Annotated in this window: 20 protein-coding genes; 5 read left to right on the top strand and 15 right to left on the bottom strand. The window is 61.2% G+C overall.

From position 1 onward, the window contains the following. Positions 1-111 precede the first annotated feature (111 nt). Positions 112-1,401, top strand: coding sequence for a citrate synthase (gene gltA / locus SAZ10_RS13770; protein ID WP_318609810.1), 1,290 nt, complete (start codon positions 112-114; stop codon positions 1,399-1,401). A gap of 123 nt (positions 1,402-1,524) precedes the next feature. Here the strand turns inward: gltA and lpxB are convergent, their stop codons facing one another. The 15 genes from lpxB to SAZ10_RS13695 form a co-directional block, all read right to left on the bottom strand. After that, positions 1,525-2,715: a lipid-A-disaccharide synthase gene (gene lpxB, locus SAZ10_RS13765; protein ID WP_318609809.1), complete on the bottom strand. Its 1,191-nt coding sequence runs from the start codon at positions 2,713-2,715 to the stop codon at positions 1,525-1,527. Further along, entirely contained in the window at positions 2,712-3,620 is a 909-nt protein-coding gene (locus SAZ10_RS13760) for an LpxI family protein (RefSeq protein WP_318609808.1), read from the bottom strand. Before SAZ10_RS13760 ends, lpxB begins: the two co-directional genes overlap by 4 nt. Beyond that, positions 3,589-4,425 carry an acyl-ACP--UDP-N-acetylglucosamine O-acyltransferase gene (lpxA, locus tag SAZ10_RS13755; protein WP_318609807.1) on the bottom strand — a complete coding sequence of 279 codons (837 nt, stop codon included), beginning with the start codon at positions 4,423-4,425 and terminating at the stop codon, positions 3,589-3,591. Before lpxA ends, SAZ10_RS13760 begins: the two co-directional genes overlap by 32 nt. Before the next feature lie 13 nt (positions 4,426-4,438). Beyond that, the gene (gene fabZ / locus SAZ10_RS13750; protein ID WP_318609806.1) at positions 4,439-4,906 is read right to left on the bottom strand and encodes a 3-hydroxyacyl-ACP dehydratase FabZ; all 468 of its coding nucleotides are present in this window, start codon (positions 4,904-4,906) and stop codon (positions 4,439-4,441) included. Continuing rightward, positions 4,896-5,957, bottom strand: coding sequence for a UDP-3-O-(3-hydroxymyristoyl)glucosamine N-acyltransferase (gene lpxD / locus SAZ10_RS13745; protein ID WP_318609805.1), 1,062 nt, complete (start codon positions 5,955-5,957; stop codon positions 4,896-4,898). Before lpxD ends, fabZ begins: the two co-directional genes overlap by 11 nt. A gap of 55 nt (positions 5,958-6,012) precedes the next feature. After that, positions 6,013-8,379, bottom strand: a complete 2,367-nt coding sequence (gene bamA, locus SAZ10_RS13740) for an outer membrane protein assembly factor BamA (protein ID WP_318609804.1) — start codon at positions 8,377-8,379, stop codon at positions 6,013-6,015. A 217-nt stretch (positions 8,380-8,596) separates the two neighbouring features. Next, complete coding sequence (gene rseP, locus SAZ10_RS13735; RefSeq protein WP_318609803.1) at positions 8,597-9,736, bottom strand: RIP metalloprotease RseP; 1,140 nt, start codon at positions 9,734-9,736, stop codon at positions 8,597-8,599. Positions 9,737-9,853: 117 nt separating this feature from the next. Continuing rightward, positions 9,854-10,666: a phosphatidate cytidylyltransferase gene (locus SAZ10_RS13730; RefSeq protein ID WP_318609802.1), complete on the bottom strand. Its 813-nt coding sequence runs from the start codon at positions 10,664-10,666 to the stop codon at positions 9,854-9,856. Between the two features lie 53 nt (positions 10,667-10,719). Beyond that, positions 10,720-11,481 carry an isoprenyl transferase gene (locus SAZ10_RS13725; protein WP_318610127.1) on the bottom strand — a complete coding sequence of 254 codons (762 nt, stop codon included), beginning with the start codon at positions 11,479-11,481 and terminating at the stop codon, positions 10,720-10,722. Continuing rightward, the gene (frr, locus tag SAZ10_RS13720; RefSeq protein WP_318610125.1) at positions 11,478-11,999 is read right to left on the bottom strand and encodes a ribosome recycling factor; all 522 of its coding nucleotides are present in this window, start codon (positions 11,997-11,999) and stop codon (positions 11,478-11,480) included. The genes SAZ10_RS13725 and frr overlap by 4 nt, the downstream gene beginning before the upstream one ends. Before the next feature lie 94 nt (positions 12,000-12,093). Further along, positions 12,094-12,816, bottom strand: coding sequence for a UMP kinase (gene pyrH / locus SAZ10_RS13715; RefSeq protein ID WP_318609801.1), 723 nt, complete (start codon positions 12,814-12,816; stop codon positions 12,094-12,096). Between the two features lie 147 nt (positions 12,817-12,963). Beyond that, a complete protein-coding gene (gene tsf / locus SAZ10_RS13710) occupies positions 12,964-13,887 on the bottom strand; it encodes a translation elongation factor Ts (RefSeq protein WP_318609800.1) in 924 nt (307 codons plus the stop codon). Between the two features lie 170 nt (positions 13,888-14,057). After that, positions 14,058-14,840 (bottom strand): 30S ribosomal protein S2, encoded by a 783-nt coding sequence (gene rpsB / locus SAZ10_RS13705; protein ID WP_318609799.1) that lies wholly within the window; start codon positions 14,838-14,840, stop codon positions 14,058-14,060. 180 nt (positions 14,841-15,020) lie between these two features. Continuing rightward, the gene (locus tag SAZ10_RS13700) at positions 15,021-16,352 is read right to left on the bottom strand and encodes a hypothetical protein (RefSeq protein ID WP_318609798.1); all 1,332 of its coding nucleotides are present in this window, start codon (positions 16,350-16,352) and stop codon (positions 15,021-15,023) included. Positions 16,353-16,390: 38 nt separating this feature from the next. After that, positions 16,391-17,218, bottom strand: a complete 828-nt coding sequence (locus tag SAZ10_RS13695) for a cell envelope integrity EipB family protein (protein ID WP_318609797.1) — start codon at positions 17,216-17,218, stop codon at positions 16,391-16,393. A gap of 135 nt (positions 17,219-17,353) precedes the next feature. Here SAZ10_RS13695 and SAZ10_RS13690 point away from each other — a divergent pair, with 135 nt between their 5' ends. The 4 genes from SAZ10_RS13690 to SAZ10_RS13675 all read left to right on the top strand — a co-directional run bounded on the left by SAZ10_RS13690 (position 17,354) and on the right by SAZ10_RS13675 (position 20,570). Then, positions 17,354-17,818 carry a RidA family protein gene (locus tag SAZ10_RS13690; protein ID WP_318609796.1) on the top strand — a complete coding sequence of 155 codons (465 nt, stop codon included), beginning with the start codon at positions 17,354-17,356 and terminating at the stop codon, positions 17,816-17,818. Next, a complete protein-coding gene (locus SAZ10_RS13685) occupies positions 17,818-18,546 on the top strand; it encodes a glycerophosphodiester phosphodiesterase (RefSeq protein WP_318609795.1) in 729 nt (242 codons plus the stop codon). The genes SAZ10_RS13690 and SAZ10_RS13685 overlap by 1 nt, the downstream gene beginning before the upstream one ends. Positions 18,547-18,687: 141 nt before the next feature. Next, complete coding sequence (locus tag SAZ10_RS13680; protein WP_318609794.1) at positions 18,688-19,905, top strand: GNAT family N-acetyltransferase; 1,218 nt, start codon at positions 18,688-18,690, stop codon at positions 19,903-19,905. Positions 19,906-20,135: 230 nt separating this feature from the next. Beyond that, positions 20,136-20,570 carry an HIT family protein gene (locus tag SAZ10_RS13675; protein WP_318609793.1) on the top strand — a complete coding sequence of 145 codons (435 nt, stop codon included), beginning with the start codon at positions 20,136-20,138 and terminating at the stop codon, positions 20,568-20,570. Positions 20,571-20,616: the final 46 nt, after the last annotated feature.

The raw sequence follows: 20,616 nt of genomic DNA, 5'->3' as shown, positions 1-20,616 counted from the left end.
GCAGCCAATCCCGAATGCGATAGCAATCTCGCGCATTTGCAGGCCTCGCTACCTCGCGTTGCGTCCTTTCCCGCCTGTTCTGGCGAGGCCCAAACCCGACAGGAGATTCCGATGAGCGTATCGGCGGCGAAACTCGAATTTAATGGCAAGTCGATCGATCTCGAAGTGTCGCACGGGACTGTCGGGCCTGACGTCATCGACATCGGGTCGCTTTACAAAGAGACCGGCGCGTTCACCTACGATCCCGGCTTCACCTCGACGGCGAGCTGTGAGTCCAAGATCACCTTCATCGACGGTGACGAAGGCGTGCTTCTGCATCGCGGATATCCGATCGACCAGCTCGCGGAGCACGGGGATTTCCTCGAGGTCTGTTACCTTCTGCTCTATGGGGAATTGCCAACCAAGGCGCAGAAAGACGATTTCGACTATCGCGTGACGCGCCACACCATGGTGCACGAGCAGATGTCGCGCTTCTTTACGGGTTTTCGCCGCGATGCACACCCGATGGCGGTGATGTGCGGCGTCGTCGGCGCTCTCTCGGCCTTCTACCACGACTCGACCGACATCTCGGATCCGTATCAGCGCATGGTCGCCTCCATGCGGCTGATCGCCAAGATGCCGACCATCGCGGCAATGGCCTATAAATATCACATCGGCCAGCCCTTCATTTATCCAAAGAACGAGCTCTCCTTCGCAGCGAACTTCCTGCACATGTGCTTCGCGGTGCCCTGCGAAGAGTACAAGGTCAACCCGGTGCTGGCACGTGCCATGGACCGCATCTTCATCCTGCATGCCGACCACGAGCAGAACGCCTCGACCTCGACCGTGCGGCTCGCGGGTTCTTCGGGCGCCAACCCCTTTGCCTGCATCGCGGCTGGCATCGCCTGCCTGTGGGGACCCGCACATGGCGGCGCCAACGAGGCGGCGCTCAACATGCTTGCCGAAATCGGCACCGTCGACCGCATTCCGCAGTACATCGCGCGGGCCAAGGACAAGAACGACCCCTTCCGCCTGATGGGCTTCGGCCACCGCGTCTACAAGAACTACGATCCTCGCGCCAAGATCATGCAGAAGACGACGCATGAGGTCCTCGGCGAGCTGGGCATCAAGGACGACCCGATGCTCGATGTGGCGATCGAGCTCGAGAAGATTGCGCTAACCGACGAATATTTCATCGAAAAGAAGCTCTACCCGAATATCGACTTCTATTCCGGCATCACGCTGAAGGCGCTCGGATTCCCGACCACCATGTTCACCGTGCTGTTCGCGGTCGCCCGCACCGTCGGCTGGATCGCTCAGTGGAAGGAGATGATCGAGGACCCCCAGCAGAAGATCGGGCGCCCGCGTCAGCTTTACACCGGGTACACCGAGCGCGACTACGTGCCTATCGCCAAGCGTTGAGGCTTGGCGGCAGGACTGGGATTAGGGCAGTGTGGTTGTTGAAATCAGATCGCCACGCTGCGCTATTTCGCTGTTAGATAAGATTATCTGAAGCCACTGTGCGCTTTCGGCGCAAGACTAGGTTCACAAAGCCATCTTTCGCGAACGTTCCTCGACCGTTCGCAGCACGACATCGGCAGCAATCTCGCCGGATGGCCTGTCGGTCGAGAGCCGCCTCCTGATCTCGGCGAACCCGTCCTGTTGCCAGCGCCGAAGCTGAGTGTCCGACAGCAGCGCTTCGACCTGGCGGGCGACATGTTCGGGCCGGACGATATCGTTATAAAGCTCGGGCACGACCGGACGATCGGCAATCAGGTTCGGGAGCGAGGCGGACCAGGCCGTCACCAGAAAACGAATGCTGTTCGCCAGCCAATCGAGCTTGTAGCAGGCGACCAACGGCACGCCGACGAGCGCCAGCTCCAGTGTAACCGTCCCCGACGCGGAGAGCGCGGCGTCGGCTTCGCCGAAGGCACGCCACTTGCCCGCGACATCACCGATAACTTCAGGCCGTTCGGGCCAGTCCGCGACTGCCGCTTCGATCATGGGCTGCACATGTGGCACTGTGGGCATCAGCACCCGCAGCCTGTGGCCGCGCCGGCTCAGCACATCGAGCGCCCCTCGGAAAGGCTGGATCAGTCGGGAGACTTCGCCCTTCCGTGAGCCGGGTAACACCAGCAACGTCGAGGGCTCGCCGTCCGAAGGTAACCGGCGCTGCCGCTGTGCTTCGACCGCTGCGACGAGGCCTGCGTCATGCGAAAGCCTGTGGCCGACAAAGGTGCCTGCCGGTCCGCCTATGCGTTCAAGGGCTTCCGGCTCGAAGGGGAGCAGGCAAAGTATATGATCGACATGGGGCCGCATGGCCGGCGCGCGGCCTGGACGCCATGCCCACACGCTCGGGCAGACATAGTGGACAATCGGGATAGCAGATGCGGCCGCCCTCACCTTGCGAGCCACGCGCAAGCCGAAGTCCGGACTGTCGATCGTCACCAGACAGTCCGGCTTGGCTGCTGCAATCGCGCGCGCTGTCTCGCCGATGCGACGCAGCAAGCGCGGCAAATCGCGCAGCACCGCGCTGATGCCCATCAGGGCGATCTCAGCCGGATCAAAAAGGCTTTTCAGCCCTTCTTCCTGAAGATGCCTCCCGCCCACTCCGACAAGTTCCACCGGCGCGCCGGTCATAGAGTGCAATGCGCGAACGAGATCGGCACCGAGCAGGTCGCCGGATTCCTCTCCGGCGACCACGGCGAGACGAAATGGCCGTGCGGTGCTGTTCAAGCCGTGTCCCCCGGGAGGCCAACCACGAAAAGGCCGAGGGCATCGGCTGAAGAGCGCACCGTCTCATAGTCGAGGATCAGCGAGTGCCCTGCCTCCACGCCAATTCCGGCAAGCCCGGCATCATGAGCGGCCTTGACGGTTTGGGGGCCGATCGCCGGCAAATCGGCGCGCAGCTCCTGCCCCGGTTTCGCACATTTGACGATGACGCCGCGCTTCTTGCCCGACAACCGCGGATGCGAGCGCAGACTTGCAGTCCGGGCCAGCAGCCCATCGGTTCCCTCCACCCCCTCGACGGCAATGACGCGGCCGCCGATCGCGATAGCGCCCTGGCCGATGTCAAGCGCTCCTATGGCCTTGGCTGCGCTGAAGGCGGCACGGAGATCACGATAGTCGGCGCTCTTGGGCTGCGCTCTGGTAATGGCGCCTTCGATCGCCAGTAGATCGGGCACAACTTCATGAGCTCCCACCACTTTCGGGCCAACCTCCTCGATCAAGGCGACAATCGTGCTGAGCAGCGCATTGTCACCTTTCCCCAGGGCCAAGGCCAAGCGAGGCAGCATCGTAGTGAGCATGTAGCGGCTGGGCTTCAGCCTGGTCAGCCTCGGGCGGCGCCCGATCCCGCCCGCCAGCACCACATGCGTTATCCGCTCGCGCTTAAGAAGGGGAATGAGATCGGCCATATGCTCAAGCTCGATCGTTGCGTGATCGTAGGAGGTGAGCTCGTCGACATCGGCCTCTTCCCCGTTTGTGATGACCACGAATGGTGGATGCCCGGCGGCGTTCAATCCAGCGGCGACATTTACGGGAAGCCGGCCGCTGCCGGCGATAACTGCGACACGGTCGCTTGCAGCGAGCTCGATGGCGGGCCGCGTCTCAGGCGGCGGCATCGGCGTCTTCGTCGCCATCGTCATCGTCGAGAGCGGGGGTGAGGAAGTAGCGCTTCTCTCGCGACTTCAGGAAATCGATGATTTTCATCGCCGCCGGAAAGTTCGCGAACTCGACGGTCGCTGCCGTGAGATTCTCCGAAATCGGTCGGCTGCGGTCGAACACGGCTCGGTACGCACGCCGCGCGGCGTGGATTTCTGCGCGAGAGAGCCCGGACCGCTTCATGCCGATTATGTTGAGGCCCCGCAGCTTGGCAAGGTTGCCGCGAGCGATCCCGAACGGAATGACGTCGCCCGGAATTGCAGAGCAGCCGCTCAAGAAGGCATTGTCGCCAATGCGCGCGAACTGGTGGACAGCGGTCAATCCGCCAATGATGACATTGTCGCCGATCTCGCAATGGCCCGCGAGCGTAGCGCCGTTGGCGAAAGTCGCATTTTTACCGACAATGCAGTCATGAGCGACATGCGTGTAGGCGAGAAAATTGCCATTGTCGCCCACGACCGTCTCACCGCGGCTCGTGTCGGTGCCGGTGTGCATCGTCACGCCTTCGCGAATCGTACAGTTTTTGCCGATCGACAGTGTTGTGCGTCCGCCCTTGTGCTTGGCGTTCTGCGGCAGACCGCCGAGAGCTGCCTGCGGGAACACGCGCGTCCCTGCGCCAACCGTCGTCGCTCCTACGATCGAGACGTGACTGAAAAGCTCGACATCATCCTCAAGAATGACGTCGGCGCCAACATGGCAGAATGGGCCGATTTTCACCCGTTCGCCCAAACGGGCGCCGGATTCCACGACGGACAATGGATGCACGAGAGTTGCGGCCGACATCGATATGCGCCGATCAAGCCTGCGCGGGCGTCATCATCGCCGTGATTTCCGCTTCGGCAACCTTGGCGCCGTCGACGATCGCCTCACAGGCATATTTCCAGATGTTGCCGCGGTTCTTCAGCTTTCTCACATGGATCTCGAGTTGATCGCCCGGCACGACCGGGCGGCGGAATTTTGCGTTGTCGATGGTCATGAAATAGACGACCGCAGGCCTTTCGCCAGCCGTCTTCTTGATGCAGATCGCGCCTGCCGTCTGAGCCATCGCCTCGATAATGAGAACACCCGGCATGACCGGCTGGCCAGGAAAATGACCCTGGAAATGCGGCTCGTTGACGGTAACGTTCTTGATTCCTACCGCCGAATTGTCCTCGTCGATGGAATGTATGCGGTCGACCAACAGAAATGGATAGCGATGCGGCAACATGCGCAGAAGGTCGCCGATGTCGGCTGTGCCGAGGGTCGCCGCTAGCTCACTCGCCATCACTATCCCCTTTCGACCCTTTGGGCCTTGTCAGGCGGCGGATCGCCGCGACCTCGCGGAAAAACTGATTGACCGGCTTGGCCGGTGTGCCGGCCCAGCGCTCGCCAGCGGGAATGTCATGCATCAAGCCGGAGCTGGCGGCAAGCTGTGCCCCGCTTCCAATCGTCACGTGATCGGCGATGCCGACCCCCCCGCCGAGCTGGACACCGTCGCCGAGCTTGACGGAGCCCGACAAGCCGACCTTGCCGGCGATCAGGCAGAAACGGCCGATTTCAACGTTGTGGGCGATTTGAACCAGATTATCGATCTTGGTACCTTCGCCGATCACCGTATCCGCCATGGCGCCGCGATCGACTGTTGTGTTGGCTCCGATCTCGACATCATCCTGAATTATGACGCGGCCGATCTGCGGCAGCCGCTCCGCGCCTCGAGGGCCGGCGACGAAGCCGAAGCCTTCGCGGCCGATCTGGGCGCCTCCGTGTATCACGACGCGATTGCCGATCAACGCGCACTGGACGGTCGCGCCGGGCCCTATGAAGCAGTCGCGTCCAATCTGCGACCAGGCGGCGATCACCGCATTGGGCGCGATCACCGATCCCGAACCGATGGCGACACGCGGGCCGATCACCGCCCCTGCTTCGACAACGACGCCCTCCTCGAGGAAAGCCGTGTCGGAAATAGTTGCGCGGGGCGATATCCCGGATTCGCCTGTAAGGGCCTGCGGCCGCGCAGCCGTCGGATAGATGAGGCGGCCTATCAGGGCAAAAGCCCTTTGCGGCTTCGGAGTAACCAGAACGGCGACCTGAGGCGGAACCAACGCGGCGATATCGTCGGTGCAAAGCACTGCGGCAGCGCTGAGCCCCTTCAGCAGGCCGGCATTGCGCCTGCCCTCCACGAAGACCAGTTTGCCCTCACCGCCTTCGGTGGCCGAAGCGATGCCGGTGACGATGCGCTCTGCATGGGCGTCATCTACGAGCTTTGCACCGGTGCGTCCGGCGATCTCGGAAACGGATATCGGCCGAGACGGCGCGAAAAAGACCGGGTCTGCCATATTGCGCGCCTTACCTTCCGGGCCAACCCGGCCCGGAAGCATTGTCGTCCTACCCCTAAAAGCGGGTGGAGATGCCGAAATTGAAGTTCTGCGTGTTGTCGGTGTCCTCTTTGAGGACCGGGAAAGCATAGTCGATGCGCAACGGCCCAAAGGGAGAAGCCCAGATCAGGCCGGCGCCGACCGAAGCGCGCCAATCCATGCCGGTGCTCTGAAGGTCATTGACAACGGCATTAACATTGTTGCCGAAGACGGTCGCCGCGTCCGCGAAGACGGCGCCGCGAAGCCCAATGCTTTCCGGGATAATCGGTAGCGGGAACTGAGCCTCCGCGTTCGCGTGAAGGTAGCTCTCGCCGCCAAGATGGTCACCGGTTCGCGCATCAACGGGTCCGATGCCGTTGTATTCGAAGCCGCGAATCATGCGGTCGTTGTTCTTGAACAGATCGAAGGTCCGGAGCCCTTGGTCGCTGAAGCCCTCTACGTGGCCGCCGCCGGCCGTTAGAAGACCGACGATGTCGTACTCTTCGGAGAGAGTATGATAGTAGCGGGCGCGAGCAAAAGCCTTGACGAACTGCGCATCGCCGCCGAGACCGGCGACTTCAACAGTCCCAGAGGCGTAGATGCCAGCATGCGGGTTGTTGATGTCATCGAGCGTGTTGTAAATCAGCGAACCGCTGACCGACGACTTCAGCCACGGGCTTTCTTCGACGCCCTGGAGAATAGCCGGGGAGATGTTGCACTTTGCCGGATCGAAGACGCCGTTAGTCTCACAATCACTGTCAATTTTATATTTTTCCTGCGAGATGTTGTAGGCGAGCTGCGTCGACAGGGACTGCGTGACTGGCAGGCCAAAGCGTACCGTCGCGCCGATGATGTCGCTGTTATAGGTGGTGTAGTTGCGGGTCGACTTGTAGATATCGAAACCCGCCGAAATGCGACGGCCGAGGAAGTACGGCTCGGTAAACGACAACTGGAAATCGCGCGAGTTCTGGCCGCCACCGGCCGAGAACTTGATGTACTGGCCACGGCCCAGGAAGTTCTTTTCCGAAATGCCACCATCGATGGAAGGCCCGGAGGTTTCGCCGCCCGTCGTGTAACCGGCACCAATATTGAACTCGCCGGTCGATTTCTCGACGACGTCGACGACGAGGACGACCTGATCGGGCTCGGAGCCCGGAGCGGTCGAAATCTCGACGGACTGGAAATAGTCGAGGGCTTGCAAGCGCCGCTTGGCACGCTGCACCAGCACCTGGTTGAAAGCATCGCCCTCGCTGATGTCGAATTCCCGACGGATCACATAATCGCGTGTGCGCTCGTTGCCGCGAATCTCGATGCGCTCGACATAAGTGCGCGGACCCTGATCGATCGCATAGACGACCGAGATCGTATGGTTCTCGAAATTGCGGTCGCCGCGCGGCGTCACCTGCGCAAAGGCGTAACCCATGCCCGCCACCTTCTCGGTGAGCGCGATGATCGTATCCTCGACATTCTTGGCGCTGTAGACCTCGCCGGCACGGGTCTTGATCACGCCGCCCAGAGCCTCGGCATTGACGCCCTCGATGCTGCTCTCGATGGAGATGTCGCCGAAGTTGTAGCGTTCACCTTCTTCGATGGTGAAGTCGATCGTGTACGAATTGGTCGCCGGATCGAGGTTGGCCGAAGACGAAATCACCTGGAAATCGGCAAAGCCGTGATTGAAGTAGAAGCGGCGCAGCGCTTCCTCGTCCGCGCGCAGCTTGTCCTCGGAATAGACGTCGTCACGCAAGATGTACGACAGGATCGTCGACCGGTGGGTCGAGATCACTTCGGAAAGCCGGCGATCGCTGAACGCGTTGTTGCCGTTGAAGTTGATCGCGGCGATCTTGGTGCGACCGCCTTCGTTGATCTCGAAAACCACATTCACGCGGCCTTGGCCGACATCGATGACCTGCGTGGTCACCTGAGCGTCTTCACGGCCGATCTGCCTGTAAGCCTGCTTGACGGCTTCCACATCCGCGTTGAGCGCATCCTGAGAGAACGGCCCGCGCGGCTTCAGTTGCACAGCGGTCGCAAGCGCGTTGTCCTTGAGCTTCTTGTTGCCCTGGAACAGGACTTGGTTGACGATCGAATTTTCCTTGACCTGAACGACAAGCGTCGAACCAACCTGGTTGATGCGAACATCCGAAAACAGGCCGGTGGAAAAGAGCCGTTTCACCGCCTCGTCGATATCGGCATTTGAAAAGGACTGGCCAGGCTTGACGTCGATGTAACCGATAATGGTCTCGCGATCGACACGCTGGTTGCCTTCGACACTGATGCGGCTGACGACCGCAGCTTCGGCGGAAGGAACATATGCAAATTGGACTGCAACCGTTGCGGGTGCCACCAACCCTACTGACAGAGCCACCGCCGACACGGCGCTCAAAAACTTACCACTTGCCTTCATAGGGCTGTAAGACCTTTTCTCGTTGTCCCCACGGCGAGAAATCCGGACGGCCGGAGTAATCTCGTACCGTATTATCCGGAAATTCCCTACACGCAAGGCTCCCGGTTAATTTGTGTTTACATAACCAGGAGGCGTGGCTTTCGCGTCACGCCTATCCCCCCGCATGGTAAACGCACTCTCAATCGGATGCGCACTCAAGCCAAATTTCTTCATAATTTCAACAGCCAAACAGGTCGTTCCAGAACACGAATCCCATAAAGACGAGAACGACCGTGAACCCTGCCCGGTAGACGATCTCCATCAATCGTTCGGAGACTGGACGGCCTATCAAGGCCTCGATGCCGTAGAACAAGAGATGGCCGCCGTCGAGCGGCGGAATCGGTAACAGGTTCAAAATTCCGATTCCGACAGACAATAAAGCCACGAGTTGCACCAGCCACTGGAACCCAAGCGCTGCCGCGCGGCCTGCCATGTCGGCGATCTTCACCGGACCACCCAGCTGACATTTGTCCTCGCGGCCGACAGCGAAGCGTTTGATGAACTGGCCGGTGCGCTCGACGATGTGTCCCGTCTCGCGCAAGGCTTCGACGAAGGCTCCGGCCGGGGTGAAGGAGACGTAGCGCGGCTGCGCTACCTGTTCGTTGGTAATGACGCCGATGGTGCCGAGCTTGACGGTGTTGCCCAGCGCGTCCTTCTGCTCGGTAATCTTCGGCGTCGCGGTGAGCACCACATCCTTGCCATCGCGCAGCATGACGAAAACGATCGAATCGCCGGCGCGGCCGGACACCAGCCTCTGCACATCGGTAAAGCTCTCCACCGGCTGGCCGTCGACGCTGACGAATCGGTCGCCGGGCAGGATGCCCGCGGCCGCGGCTGGGCTGTCGGGTACGATCTGGGCAACGGTCGGCTGTAGAATCACCTTGCCGTAGATCGAAAACAGGACTGCCAGGACGACGATCGTCAGCACGAAGTTGAAGAATGGGCCGGCGAAGACGGTAAGCGCCCGTTTCCAGACCGGCTGGACATGGAACGCAACCTTGCGCTCCTCGTCGGAGAGATGGGCAATTTCCTTCTCATCCGGCTGGCTGACCGCATTCATATCGCCGACAAATTTCACGTAGCCGCCAAGCGGAATCGCGCAGAGCTTCCAGCGCGTGCCATGCCTGTCATTGAAGCCAAAGAGTTCCGGGCCGAACCCGATAGAGAAGGTGGTAACGCCGATGCCGCACCAGCGACCTATGAGGTAGTGGCCCATCTCATGGACGAACACGACCACGGTGAGCACGAATAGAAACGGCACGATCGTTCCGATCAGCAGCCCTTTCGTGCTGAATATGGAGGCGATCGTGTCGATCAAGGGCAGTCCTCAAATTTGGTACTGGCTGCTACAGCCGTGCAGTTTCGCTCAAATGCCGGCAAATCCGTGGCTAGTGTCCCGTTCTAGCACGAATCGCACCAGGCTGCCCTTCGGCTATCAGCCACCAACCAATCCCGAAGCTGGATTATCGGCACTGCCGAACAGCATACCGATCACGTATAGAGCCCAGGCAGCGACGACAAGCCCGTCGACGCGATCCAGGAAGCCGCCGTGGCCCGGGATCAGCTGGCTCGAATCCTTTACGCCCTGTCGGCGCTTCAGAAACGATTCGAGAAGATCGCCGAACTGGGCAATCACGGCGAGCGCCAGCGCTATGGCTGCGACCCAGACATTGCTCCAGCCTGTCAGTTCGGCAAAAAGCGTCCCGCCGGCCAGCCCCCCGACCGCGCCGCCGACAGCACCGCTCCAGGTCTTGCTCGGCGAGATCGATGGCGCGAGCTTCGGACCGCCGACCGTCCGGCCGACGAAATAGGCAAATACGTCGGTGGCCCAAACGACAGCGAACAAGAAAAGAATGAGGAGAAGTCCCCCCCAGCCGTCACCACGGATAAGCGCCAGCGTGAGGGCGGAGATTGCAGCGTAAGCCACGCCTGCCGCATTCCAGAGGCCCTGCCCGCGCGCCCATCCGTGGGCGCTCGACACCAGGATCGCCACTGCGGCGACAAGGAAAAGCACCCGCGCCTGAAGTCCGATAACGAGACAGCCGAGGGCTAGACCGAGGCAGAGCGCCGAGAGCCAGTGATGCTCCGTGCTCGTCGGTTCGCGTCGCATTGATGCCCATTCATAGAACATCGCACCGGCGACCAGGGCCGCTAGCACACGGCAAACCACGCCCCCCAGCCAGACGAGACCCAGCACTACAGCGCCGAGCACGATCGCGGAAAGGATACGAATCTGCAGGTTGGTCAAACGTTTTCGACCGGATGTTCCAGGATCGCTGGATGCAGGATCAGGAGATGCGCTCACAATGCAACATCGCGCGCCGGCACGCCGCCGTAGCGTCTGTCGCGACCGGCATAAGTGCGGATGGCCTCGACCAGCTCGTTACGACTGAAGTCGGGCCAGTAGCAGGGCAGGAACACGAACTCGCTGTAGGCCGCCTGCCAGGGAAGGAAGTTGGATAGTCTGAGTTCACCGCTGGTGCGAATGACGAGGTCCGGATCCGGCATGCCGGCCGTGTCCAGATATTCCGCAAACGCGTCCTGGGTCACCTCTTCCGGCGCAATCACGCCGGCGTCGACTGCCTGCGCGATCTTGCGGGCCGCGCGCGCAATCTCGTCTCGGCCGCCATAGTTGAAGGCGATGACCAGGTTAAGGCTGCGGTTTTGACACGTCAGTGCCTCGGCCTCTTCGAGCAGCGCTCTGATATCGGACGAGAGCCCGTCACGGTCGCCGATCACGCGAACCCTGACGCCGTTCTGGTGCAGTTCTGCAAGGTCGCGACGGATGAAGAGTTTGAGCAGCCCCATCAGGTCGGTCACTTCCGATTTCGGCCGCGACCAGTTCTCCGACGAGAAGGCGTAGACTGTCAGCCATTCAATGCCGAGATCGGGTGCCGCCCGCACGGCGGCGCGCAGAGCCTGCACGCCGGCTCTATGGCCGGCGACCCGCGGCAGGCCGCGGGCCTTCGCCCAACGGCCATTGCCGTCCATGATTATAGCTACATGCGCTGGGTCCGACATTCCTTCACTTTCAGGCGTCCGGCTTCGTTGGGAAGCCGTCAGACTTGCATGATTTCGGCTTCCTTTTCCGTCAGCAGGACATCGATTGCCGAAATCGTCTCGTCGGTCATTTTCTGCACGCGGTCGGACTGGCTGCGCAGTTCGTCCTCGTTGATCGTCTTGTCCTTCTCGGCCTTCTTCAGGTGATCCATCCCGTCGCGGCGGACATGACGCGCTGAAACGCGTGCATTCTCCGCGTATTGATGGGCAATCTTCACCAATTCCTTGCGCCGCTGCTCGTTGAGCTCAGGCAAAGGGATGCGCAGTGTCGTACCGTCGACGATGGGATTGAAGCCAAGGTTGGCCTCGCGGATACCCCGATCCACGGCGCCGACAAGAGACTTGTCCCAAACCGAAACCGATATCATGCGCGGCTCAGGCACTGTCACCGTCGCCACTTGGTTGATCGGCATCGACGTGCCGTAGGCATTGACATGGATGGGATCGAGCAAGTTGCTCGACGCACGTCCAGTACGCAGCGACGCAATATCGTGCTTGAAGGCTGCGATCGCGCCGTCCATCCGCCGTTGCAGGTCCTTGAAATCCACGCCGTTCGTCACTTGAGGTCTCCTTCCCGTCCTCGCCCGCCATTGGGCTGGAGCAGCGGTTGTCGCGCTATTGCTCCGCCACCACCGTGCAGTGGCCTCCGCCCTTCAGAATGGCGCCGAAGCCGCCTTTTTCATGAATTGAGTAAACGATTATCGGAATGTTGTTTTCACGTGCAAGCGCAATCGCAGTGGCATCCATGATGGCTAGGCCCCGATGCAGCACCTCCTCATGGCTGATGCGGGCGAAACGAACGGCATCTTTCTCCTTCTTCGGGTCGGCCGAATAGACGCCGTCGACCTGCGTACCCTTGAAAAGCGCGTCGGCGCCGATTTCGGCTGCCCTCAGCGCCGCGGCGGAATCGGTGGTGAAGAACGGATTGCCGGTGCCGCCCGCGAAAATGACCACCTTGCCGGCATCCATGTAGGCGGTCGCCTGTCGTTGCGAGAAGCTCTCGCAGATCTCAGGCATGGCAATCGCCGACAGTACCACAGCGTCGACGCCGAGCTTGACCAGTGAGGTGCGAAGCGCCAGCGAATTGATGACGGTGCCGAGCATGCCCATGTGGTCGCCGGTAACGCGGTCACCGCCCTTGGAAGCAACCGCGACCCCGCGAAAGATGTTGCCGCCGCCGATGACCACGCCGACATCCACGCCGAGTTCCTTCGCCTCCGCTATGTCACTGGCGATCTGATCCGCAACCGAGACGTCGATGCCGAAACCCTGGGTGCCCATCAAGGCTTCGCCGGAGGCCTTCAAAAGGACACGGCGGTAGATTGGCTTGATCGTCATTCGATCCCCTGGAAGCCGGAAAAGGTTGGTGGAGGGACTGAATGCCGCCGCTGCTGCGGTTCGGTCCCGAGCTTTCGTCGCTCGATACACGAAGGGCGCCGCGATGTCACGCGACGCCCTCCCCGAACAGACCTGCTTATAGCGCGGTTATTTCTTCACCGCGGCAGCTACTTCTGCCGCAAAGTCGGATTTTTCCTTCTCGATACCTTCGCCGAGCGCGAATCGCAGGAACGCCGTGAGCTTCGCCGGCGCGCCGATCTCCTTCTCCGCATCCTTGAGTGCCTTCTCGACGGTAACGTCGGGATTGAGCACGAAGGACTGCTTCAGGAGCACGACCTCCTCGTAGAATTTGCGCAGCCTGCCCTCGACCATCTTCTCGATGATCGCTTCCGGCTTGCCGGACTGGCGCGCCTGCTCCGCGAAGATCGAACGCTCGCGCTCGACAACCGCCGGATCGAGCTCCTCGGGCGTCAGTGCGAGCGGGTTGGTGGCCGCGACGTGCATGGCGATCTGACGCGCAATTGCATGTGCAGCCTCTGCCTTGCCCGAGGTCTCGACCGCGACCAGCACGCCGAGCTTGCCGAGATTGTCGGCAACGGCATTATGGATATAGGTCGCGACGGCGCCCTGGCCGACCGAAAGCTTTGCCGAGCGACGGAAATGCAAGTTCTCGCCAATGGTGCCGACCGCGTCCTTGATCGTCTCGGCAACGGACTTGTCCGAGCCAGGATAATTCGCCGCGGCGACCTTCTCGGCGTCGCCGCCGAAGGCCAGCGCCACCTTAGCGACGCTGCGAACGATGTCCTGGAAAGCATCGTTGCGGGCAACGAAGTCGGTCTCCGAATTGACCTCGACGAGAACAGCCTCGCGCAGCCCCGAATCGATGCCGATCAGACCTTCGGCCGCCGTGCGGCCGGCCTTCTTGTCGGCTTTGGAGATGCCCTTCTTGCGCAGCCAGTCGACCGCGGCTTCCATGTCGCCATTGGTCTCAGCGAGTGCGGCCTTGCAATCCATCATGCCCGCGCCGGTCAGTTCGCGAAGCTCCTTCACCTGTGCAGCCGAAATGCTCATATGATCCTCTTGTCGAAATAGGCTGGCGCACCACCGTTCCGATGATGCGCCTGCTATTGGCGTCACGCGCCTTGTTTGGGGGACCATGATCTTTCCGAAAATCGGGTCCCGCTTCGGGATCATGGTCAGGGTTTATTGCGGAAATCCGGAGGCCAGAAAGGCTTTCCGAATCAAGCCTCCGGCGCGGCGCCTTCGGGTTGCGCATCGAGTGCCGGCTCGATCGGGGCTTCCGCCGAAGCGCCGATATCCATGCCGAGCGCGCCCTGCTGACGAGCGATACCGTCGATCGCTGCCTTGGCGACCAGGTCGCAATACAGAGCGATCGCGCGCTGGGCGTCGTCATTGCCCGGGATCGGGTAATCGATCTTGTCGGGATCGCAGTTGGAATCGATGATCGCCACGACCGGGATGCCGAGTCGCTTCGCCTCTTGGATGGCGATCGCCTCCTTGTTCGTGTCGATCACGAACATCAGGTCAGGCGTCGAGCCCATGTCCTTGATGCCGCCCAGCGCCTTGTTGAGCTTGTCGCGCTCACGGTCGAGGTTGAGGCGCTCTTTCTTGGTGAGGCCCTGAGCCTCGCCGGCGAGCGTCTCATCGAGCTTGCGCAGCCGCTGGATTGAGTTGGAGATCGTCTTCCAGTTGGTGAGCATGCCGCCCAGCCACCGTGAATTGACGTAGTATTGGGCAGAGCGCTGCGCAGCATCGGCAACAATGTCGGATGCCTGGCGCTTGGTGCCGACGAACAGCACGCGGCCGCCGCGGGCGACCGTGTCGGAAATCGCGACAAGGGCCTGATGCAGCAGCGGAACCGTCTGCGACAGGTCGATGATGTGGACGTTGTTGCGGGCGCCGTAGATGTAGGGCGCCATTTTCGGGTTCCAGCGATGCGTCTGGTGGCCGAAGTGAACACCAGCTTCCAATAGCTGGCGCATGCTGTAATCAGGCAGAGCCATAGTGGTTTCCTTTTCCGGTTGACCCTCCACGGACCTTGGACGGCGGGGTTCAAGCCCCGGTCGCCACCGGAGGCATCAGCCGGATTTCTCCCGAGCAGAAGCCGAAGTCCGTGTGTGGAATGGCCGGCCATATAGTTGCTCGGCGTGCCGAAAGCAAGCCGCCACGGCCGCATGCGCCGATTATCCGGTCCGTTCGATTGCAGAGCTGGCGATCTGGGCGTGGTGGAACGGATTGGCGTACCGACGGAAAGTCCCTCTGGCTTCGAGCTCGACATTGATCGCATCGAGCGCGACCTGCATGCGCGAGCGAAGCGCCTCGAGGGCGTTGTCGACCGAGCCGGAGAACTCGTGGATGGCGAGAGGCTGGGGAACGCGGATATAGGCACGGCGTGGGCCTGCCGGCTGCGGCAGGAATCGATTGAGAGTGTCGCGAAGCGAGCCAGCGCAATAGTCGTGGCGAATGCGCTTCAGGTGCTCGGCGAGCTCTTCCTGGGTGACAGACCTGCCGACAAATGCGAACGAGCCGACACGCCGCACGCGCGCCAGGGCTTCGGCCAGCGATCTGAGTTCCTTCGCCGTTTCCTTGGACAGTGCACCCTTTTCACGAAGGCGGCGCCGTGCCAGCCGGAGCAGCTGATCCTCGTCCTGGCCGGCCTCGGTCTCCAGCATTTCTGCGATCCGTCTTCGAGCCTCGACAATGATGGCTGCCTGCCGCTCCGCGAAGGCTGCACAAGGATTCGCAGTGATCCCCAACCGCTCTTCCTGGCGAGCGAGCAGTGCCAAGTATATTCCGTAAACTCGTTCAGGCAGCGATCGGCCAGCTCTCGGATCGAGCTTCAATTGTCGCTCGACATAGGCGCACTCCGCCATCAGCGGCTTCTCGACATCTTCCAGGAAAACGAGCTTCCAGACGATTGGCGCAACCCATGCCTCGAAGCCAGAATCGGTCCTGCGTCCCTGTTCGAGCGCCTCCCGAGCCATCTCCACTGCGCCAGGCAGCAGCCGTGCGACATGGTTGCCATGCCAGCCCACGCTTCCTTCGGGATGAAGCAGTACTGCGTGGCCTTTCAGCGCCCAGGCCTCGGAGAATTCCCGCGCCGGGGTGCCGTTGCCGGGAATCTGTGCGATCAGATTGTTGGCGAGCCAGAATCTCTGCGCGAGTGGCCCCGTCCCGTTTACGATCGCATGCGTCGCCCATGAGGCGGCGAGCGGGCTCACCCGGGCGATGACCTCCTTGTCGATCATCCAGTCGGTGAAGAATTCGGGATGATTGGGCGCAATGAAGGTGGCCTTGCCCCGCCCGCAAACTGCCTTCAGCCTTGCCTCGTCGTCAGCCGGAACATCGAAGTGACGGATATTTGCGAGGCCGCGGAATGGGGGAACCTTTCTGAGCGGCCATAGGTCTCGCAGCAGCGGAATGCCTTTCAACATGAACACGCGGTTGAACGTGGTCATGGCGCCGATCAGCGCCTGGTTCGGCCGCGGTCCGATGAAGGTGTCGATCCGGCTCACGTTCCCCGTCCGCGAACCAATCCGTTTGGCGGCCCTTGCTACTTGTTGCAGGTACCAGGCTTGACGTCGAAGAGCTTCAGATTCACGAGCTTGCCCCGCATGGAGAAGTCGCCATAATCCATTTCGAGATCCCGCGTAATGCCATTCTCGTGCAGCTTGAAGCTGATGCGATATTCGGGAAGCTCCTCGCCGCCCTTCTTGCTCTCGTCGAAATAGGCGATTTCGACTGGCCAGACCTTGTCCTTCTCCAAGCTGGCGAGTGCCGGCGCTTCGGGGTCGTTCTTGCGCTCGTCGGCCTTCTTGCCGATGACCACCGTCGTCGTCATCGCCCGGTCGGCGTCATCAGAGCCGTCGAAAAGGCTGGTCTGGTAGAATGTTTCGCCAGTATCTGCTCTGTCCAGCAGGTCGATCAGGTGCTGGGTCGGGAATTGGGCGAAGCCGAGGTTCAGGTGCTTCTGTTCCGGTTTCTCGAGCTTCACCTTGAGGCCTTTCGCCTCCCGATTGGCGGTTCCCCTTATTTCCTTGTCGAGTGACTGATCGAGGTAGGATTTCGTGACGAAGCTGAAGGCCTTGCCGTCGGCATCCTCGAAGGTGGTCGTCTGCTGGTCGGTCAGCTTGGTCGTGTCGCCTGTGTCGATCTTCGTCACGAAGCGGAAGGTCACGGTGTAGCCCTCGCAGGCCGAACCGTTGAACTCGTAGACCATCCGACCGGTGATGCCGGTGATGCCGGAGCGGTCGGACGCATGGTCGAGCGTCAGATCATAAACTGCCCGGTGAGGCGCGAGCATTCGTGCCGCAAAGGCCGTATCGGGAAAGGCCAGGGGGACGAAGGCGAGAGACAGGAAAGCAAGCCGCGTAACGGGCATCTGGAACTCCGGTCGGCGGCCTGTGGCAGGCCGCGCTGAGGTTTGATCCACCATAAAAAAAGTCATGGCGGAAGCGAGGCAAAAATAGCACCTTCCCCAATCACTACTCCGACACCATCGAATAAGGAACATGCAATGGCAGAGACTATCGACAGCCGGCTCGCAGCACTCGGGATCAGCCTGCCGGCCGCTGCTGCGCCCGCGGCCAACTACGTGCCGTTTACCCGCTCGGGCAATCTGGTCTTCACGGCCGGGCAATTGCCATTGAAGGACGGCAAGTTGGTGGCGAGCGGACTGCTCGGTCGCGACCTCGATACGACCGCAGGCAAAGAGGCCGCGAAATACTGCGCGATCAACATTCTCGCGCAGGCCAAGGCTGCAATCGGTGATCTGGAGAAGATGAAAAGGCTGGTGCGGATAACCGTATTCGTCGCCTCGGCTCCCGACTTCACCGAGCAGCATCTAGTCGCCAATGGCGCGTCGGACTTCCTGGTGGCGGTGCTTGGCGAACGCGGCAAGCATGCGCGCTCGGCGGTCGGGACCGCTGTGCTCCCGCTGAACGCATCGGTCGAGATCGAGGCGGTATTCGAGGCGGATTGATGGACCATATCAGCTGGATAAAAGAGCGGCCGGTCGCCCATCGCGGCCTGCACGACCTCAACCGGACCCGCTGGGAAAACACGCTGTCCGCGTTCGCTGCGGCGATCGAAAAGAACTACGCGATCGAGTGCGACGTTCACCTTTCCGGCGACGGCGTGCCAGTCGTCATTCACGATAACGATCTGAAGCGCCTCACCGGCGTAGACGGCTATGTTTGGCAACGCAGCGCTGCCGAGATCAAGGCACTGAGGATCGGCGGAACAGAGGACCGCGTACCGACGCTTGCCGAGACGCTGAGGCTCGTCGACGGGCGCGTGCCTCTGGTGATCGAGCTCAAGGGCGTACCGGGCCACGATGCCGGTATTGTTGCCAAGGTCGCATCGGAACTGCGCAGCTATCGCGGCAAGGTCGCCATCATGTCGTTCGATCATTGGCTGCTTCGCGACTTCCCGAAGGAGGCGCCGGGCGTCCCCGCTGGGCTGACAGCCTGGGGCGACATGCCGCACCACTTCGAAGCGCATTTCTCGATGCTCGGCAGCGGCTATTCCTTTGTGTCCTATGACGTGACTGCATTGCCCAATCCATTCGTCACCTTCGTCCGGGAACGCCTCCAAATGCCGGTGATCAGCTGGACTGTTCGCGACAGGGCTGCGGTCCAGCGTACCTTCGCACATGCCGATCAGATGACGTTCGAGGGTTTCGATCCCGACGGAGGATTGACGAGCTGACCGCTTGCAGCAGGATGGCTCAAACAGGGTGACCATTCTGCCAGTTGTGTTTTAGCGCGAGCTCAGCTGAAATTCCGCAACGTTCCTGCATCGTGCAAAGCCGGGCTTGCACAAAACGCCTGAAGGCCCAGATTACGCAATATGGCGGATCAGACAGAGGCACGAAAGCTCGCGGACGGCGAATTGGCCGTTCGCATCGCGACAAGCATCGGCGCTTTCACGAAAAAGGAATGGCAGAGCCTTTCCGGAACGACACGCAACGACCCGGCCGGCTACAATCCGTTCCTCTCCTATGAATTTCTGACGAGCCTCGAAGAGTCTGGCTGCGCCGTGCCGCGCACCGGCTGGCAGGGTCAGCATCTGAGACTTGAAGACGCCAGTGGAGCGTTTATCGGCGCCGTACCCTGCTACGCCAAATCGCACAGCCAGGGCGAATACGTCTTCGACTACGGCTGGGCCGATGCGTTTGAGCGGGCCGGAGGCCGCTATTATCCCAAGCTGCAGGTCTCGGTCCCCTTCACGCCTGTGACCGGCCCGCGGCTGCTTAGCAGGAGTTGCGAAGGCAGCACGCAGGTCAAGACTGCGTTGGCGGCGGGACTGAAGCTGGTGACCGATCGGCTCGACGTTTCATCTGCGCATGTCACTTTCGCACGAGCGGACGACATTGCAGTCCTGAACGAGGCCGGCTTCCTTATCCGCACCGACCAGCAATTCCATTTCTTCAACAAGGGCTATCGCAGCTATGCCGATTTCCTGGACACGCTGGCATCCCGCAAGCGCAAGGCGCTGAAGAGGGAGCGACGGGAGGCGTTGTCGGCAGGGATCACGATCGACTGGCTGAGTGGAAAGGACATCACCGAAAGCGCCTGGGACGATTTCTTCACCTTCTACATGGATACGGGCGGCCGCAAATGGGGCCGGCCCTATCTCAACCGAAAGTTCTTCTCGCTGATCGGCGAGCGGATGGCCGAAGACGTGTTGCTGGTGATGGCGAAGCGCAGCGGCCGCTATGTTGCCGGCGCAATCAACTTCATCGGCTCGGACGCGCTCTACGGGCGCAACTGGGGTTGCATCGAGGACCATCCCTTCCTGCATTTCGAGGTCTGCTACCACCAGGCGATCGATTTCGCGATCGAGAGGGGCCTCAAGGTCGTGGAGGCGGGTGCGCAAGGCGAGCACAAGCTGGCGCGGGGATATATGCCGGTAACCATGCAATCTGCGCATTACATTTCGCACCCAGGCCTGCGTCGAGCAGTCGCCGACTATCTGCAGCGCGAGCGGCGCGAGGTTGCGCATATGGGCGAGTACCTCGAGGCTCACAGCCCGTTCCGACGCGGCGAGCGCCAGGACGAAGAATGAGTCACAGACTGGCGAAGCGTGGTTTCGTCCAGGTCGATATCACTCTGGACGGGATGAATCGGAGCGGAGTCTCGGAGAATTTCATCGTCTTCCAGCTGTCCATTTCTGCAGCATCATCTTACCCGAAAGCCCTGCAACTCTTTGGGATTGTGCGCTAATCAGCTGTCACGCGAAGCACGGAAAAGGCCGACCGATGTCCCCTCCCCGTCTCGCCAATTCGGAGGACCGAAATGACCATTCAAGCCTATGACGACAGCAACGTCTTTGCGAAGATCCTGCGCGGCGAGATTCCATCCCAACGCGTCTATGAGGACGAGCACGTCGTCGCGTTCATGGACGTGATGCCACAAGGGACAGGTCACACGCTGGTCGTGCCGAAGGCGCCGTCGCGCAACCTGCTCGACGCCGATCCCGCAATTTTCGGTCCGCTCTACACGGTGGTGCAGAAGATCGCGCGGGCGACGAAGAAGGCCTTTGCGGCCGACGGTGTCACTGTCATGCAGTTCAATGAGCCGGCGTCGGGACAAACGGTCTTCCACCTGCATGTCCATGTGCTGCCCCGCTTCGAAGGGATCCCCCTGAAGCCGCACAGCGGCGCGATGGAGAAGCCTGAGGTGCTTGCCGCCAATGCCGAGAAAATCAGGGTGGCCTTGAAGGACGCCTGAAAGGCAGCAAGAAGATCCGACGAAAAACGGCGGCCATTGGGCCGCC

The organism is Mesorhizobium sp. BAC0120 (assembly GCF_033542235.1).
In the GTDB taxonomy this organism is placed as follows: Bacteria; Pseudomonadota; Alphaproteobacteria; order Rhizobiales; family Rhizobiaceae; genus JAWRCU01.
This window is presented reverse-complemented; position numbering and strand designations above follow the sequence as displayed.

Coding starts and splice junctions, on each gene's coding strand:
- gltA (WP_318609810.1), top strand. CDS start 112: ATGAGCGTATCGGCGGCGAAACTCGAATTTAATGGCAAGTCGATCGAT.
- SAZ10_RS13760 (WP_318609808.1), bottom strand. CDS start 3,620: ATGGCGACGAAGACGCCGATGCCGCCGCCTGAGACGCGGCCCGCCATC.
- lpxA (WP_318609807.1), bottom strand. CDS start 4,425: ATGTCGGCCGCAACTCTCGTGCATCCATTGTCCGTCGTGGAATCCGGC.
- fabZ (WP_318609806.1), bottom strand. CDS start 4,906: ATGGCGAGTGAGCTAGCGGCGACCCTCGGCACAGCCGACATCGGCGAC.
- lpxD (WP_318609805.1), bottom strand. CDS start 5,957: ATGGCAGACCCGGTCTTTTTCGCGCCGTCTCGGCCGATATCCGTTTCC.
- bamA (WP_318609804.1), bottom strand. CDS start 8,379: ATGAAGGCAAGTGGTAAGTTTTTGAGCGCCGTGTCGGCGGTGGCTCTG.
- frr (WP_318610125.1), bottom strand. CDS start 11,999: ATGGACGGCGCGATCGCAGCCTTCAAGCACGATATTGCGTCGCTGCGT.
- pyrH (WP_318609801.1), bottom strand. CDS start 12,816: ATGACGATCAAGCCAATCTACCGCCGTGTCCTTTTGAAGGCCTCCGGC.
- tsf (WP_318609800.1), bottom strand. CDS start 13,887: ATGAGCATTTCGGCTGCACAGGTGAAGGAGCTTCGCGAACTGACCGGC.
- rpsB (WP_318609799.1), bottom strand. CDS start 14,840: ATGGCTCTGCCTGATTACAGCATGCGCCAGCTATTGGAAGCTGGTGTT.
- SAZ10_RS13695 (WP_318609797.1), bottom strand. CDS start 17,218: ATGCCCGTTACGCGGCTTGCTTTCCTGTCTCTCGCCTTCGTCCCCCTG.
- SAZ10_RS13690 (WP_318609796.1), top strand. CDS start 17,354: ATGGCAGAGACTATCGACAGCCGGCTCGCAGCACTCGGGATCAGCCTG.
- SAZ10_RS13685 (WP_318609795.1), top strand. CDS start 17,818: ATGGACCATATCAGCTGGATAAAAGAGCGGCCGGTCGCCCATCGCGGC.
- SAZ10_RS13680 (WP_318609794.1), top strand. CDS start 18,688: ATGGCGGATCAGACAGAGGCACGAAAGCTCGCGGACGGCGAATTGGCC.
- SAZ10_RS13675 (WP_318609793.1), top strand. CDS start 20,136: ATGACCATTCAAGCCTATGACGACAGCAACGTCTTTGCGAAGATCCTG.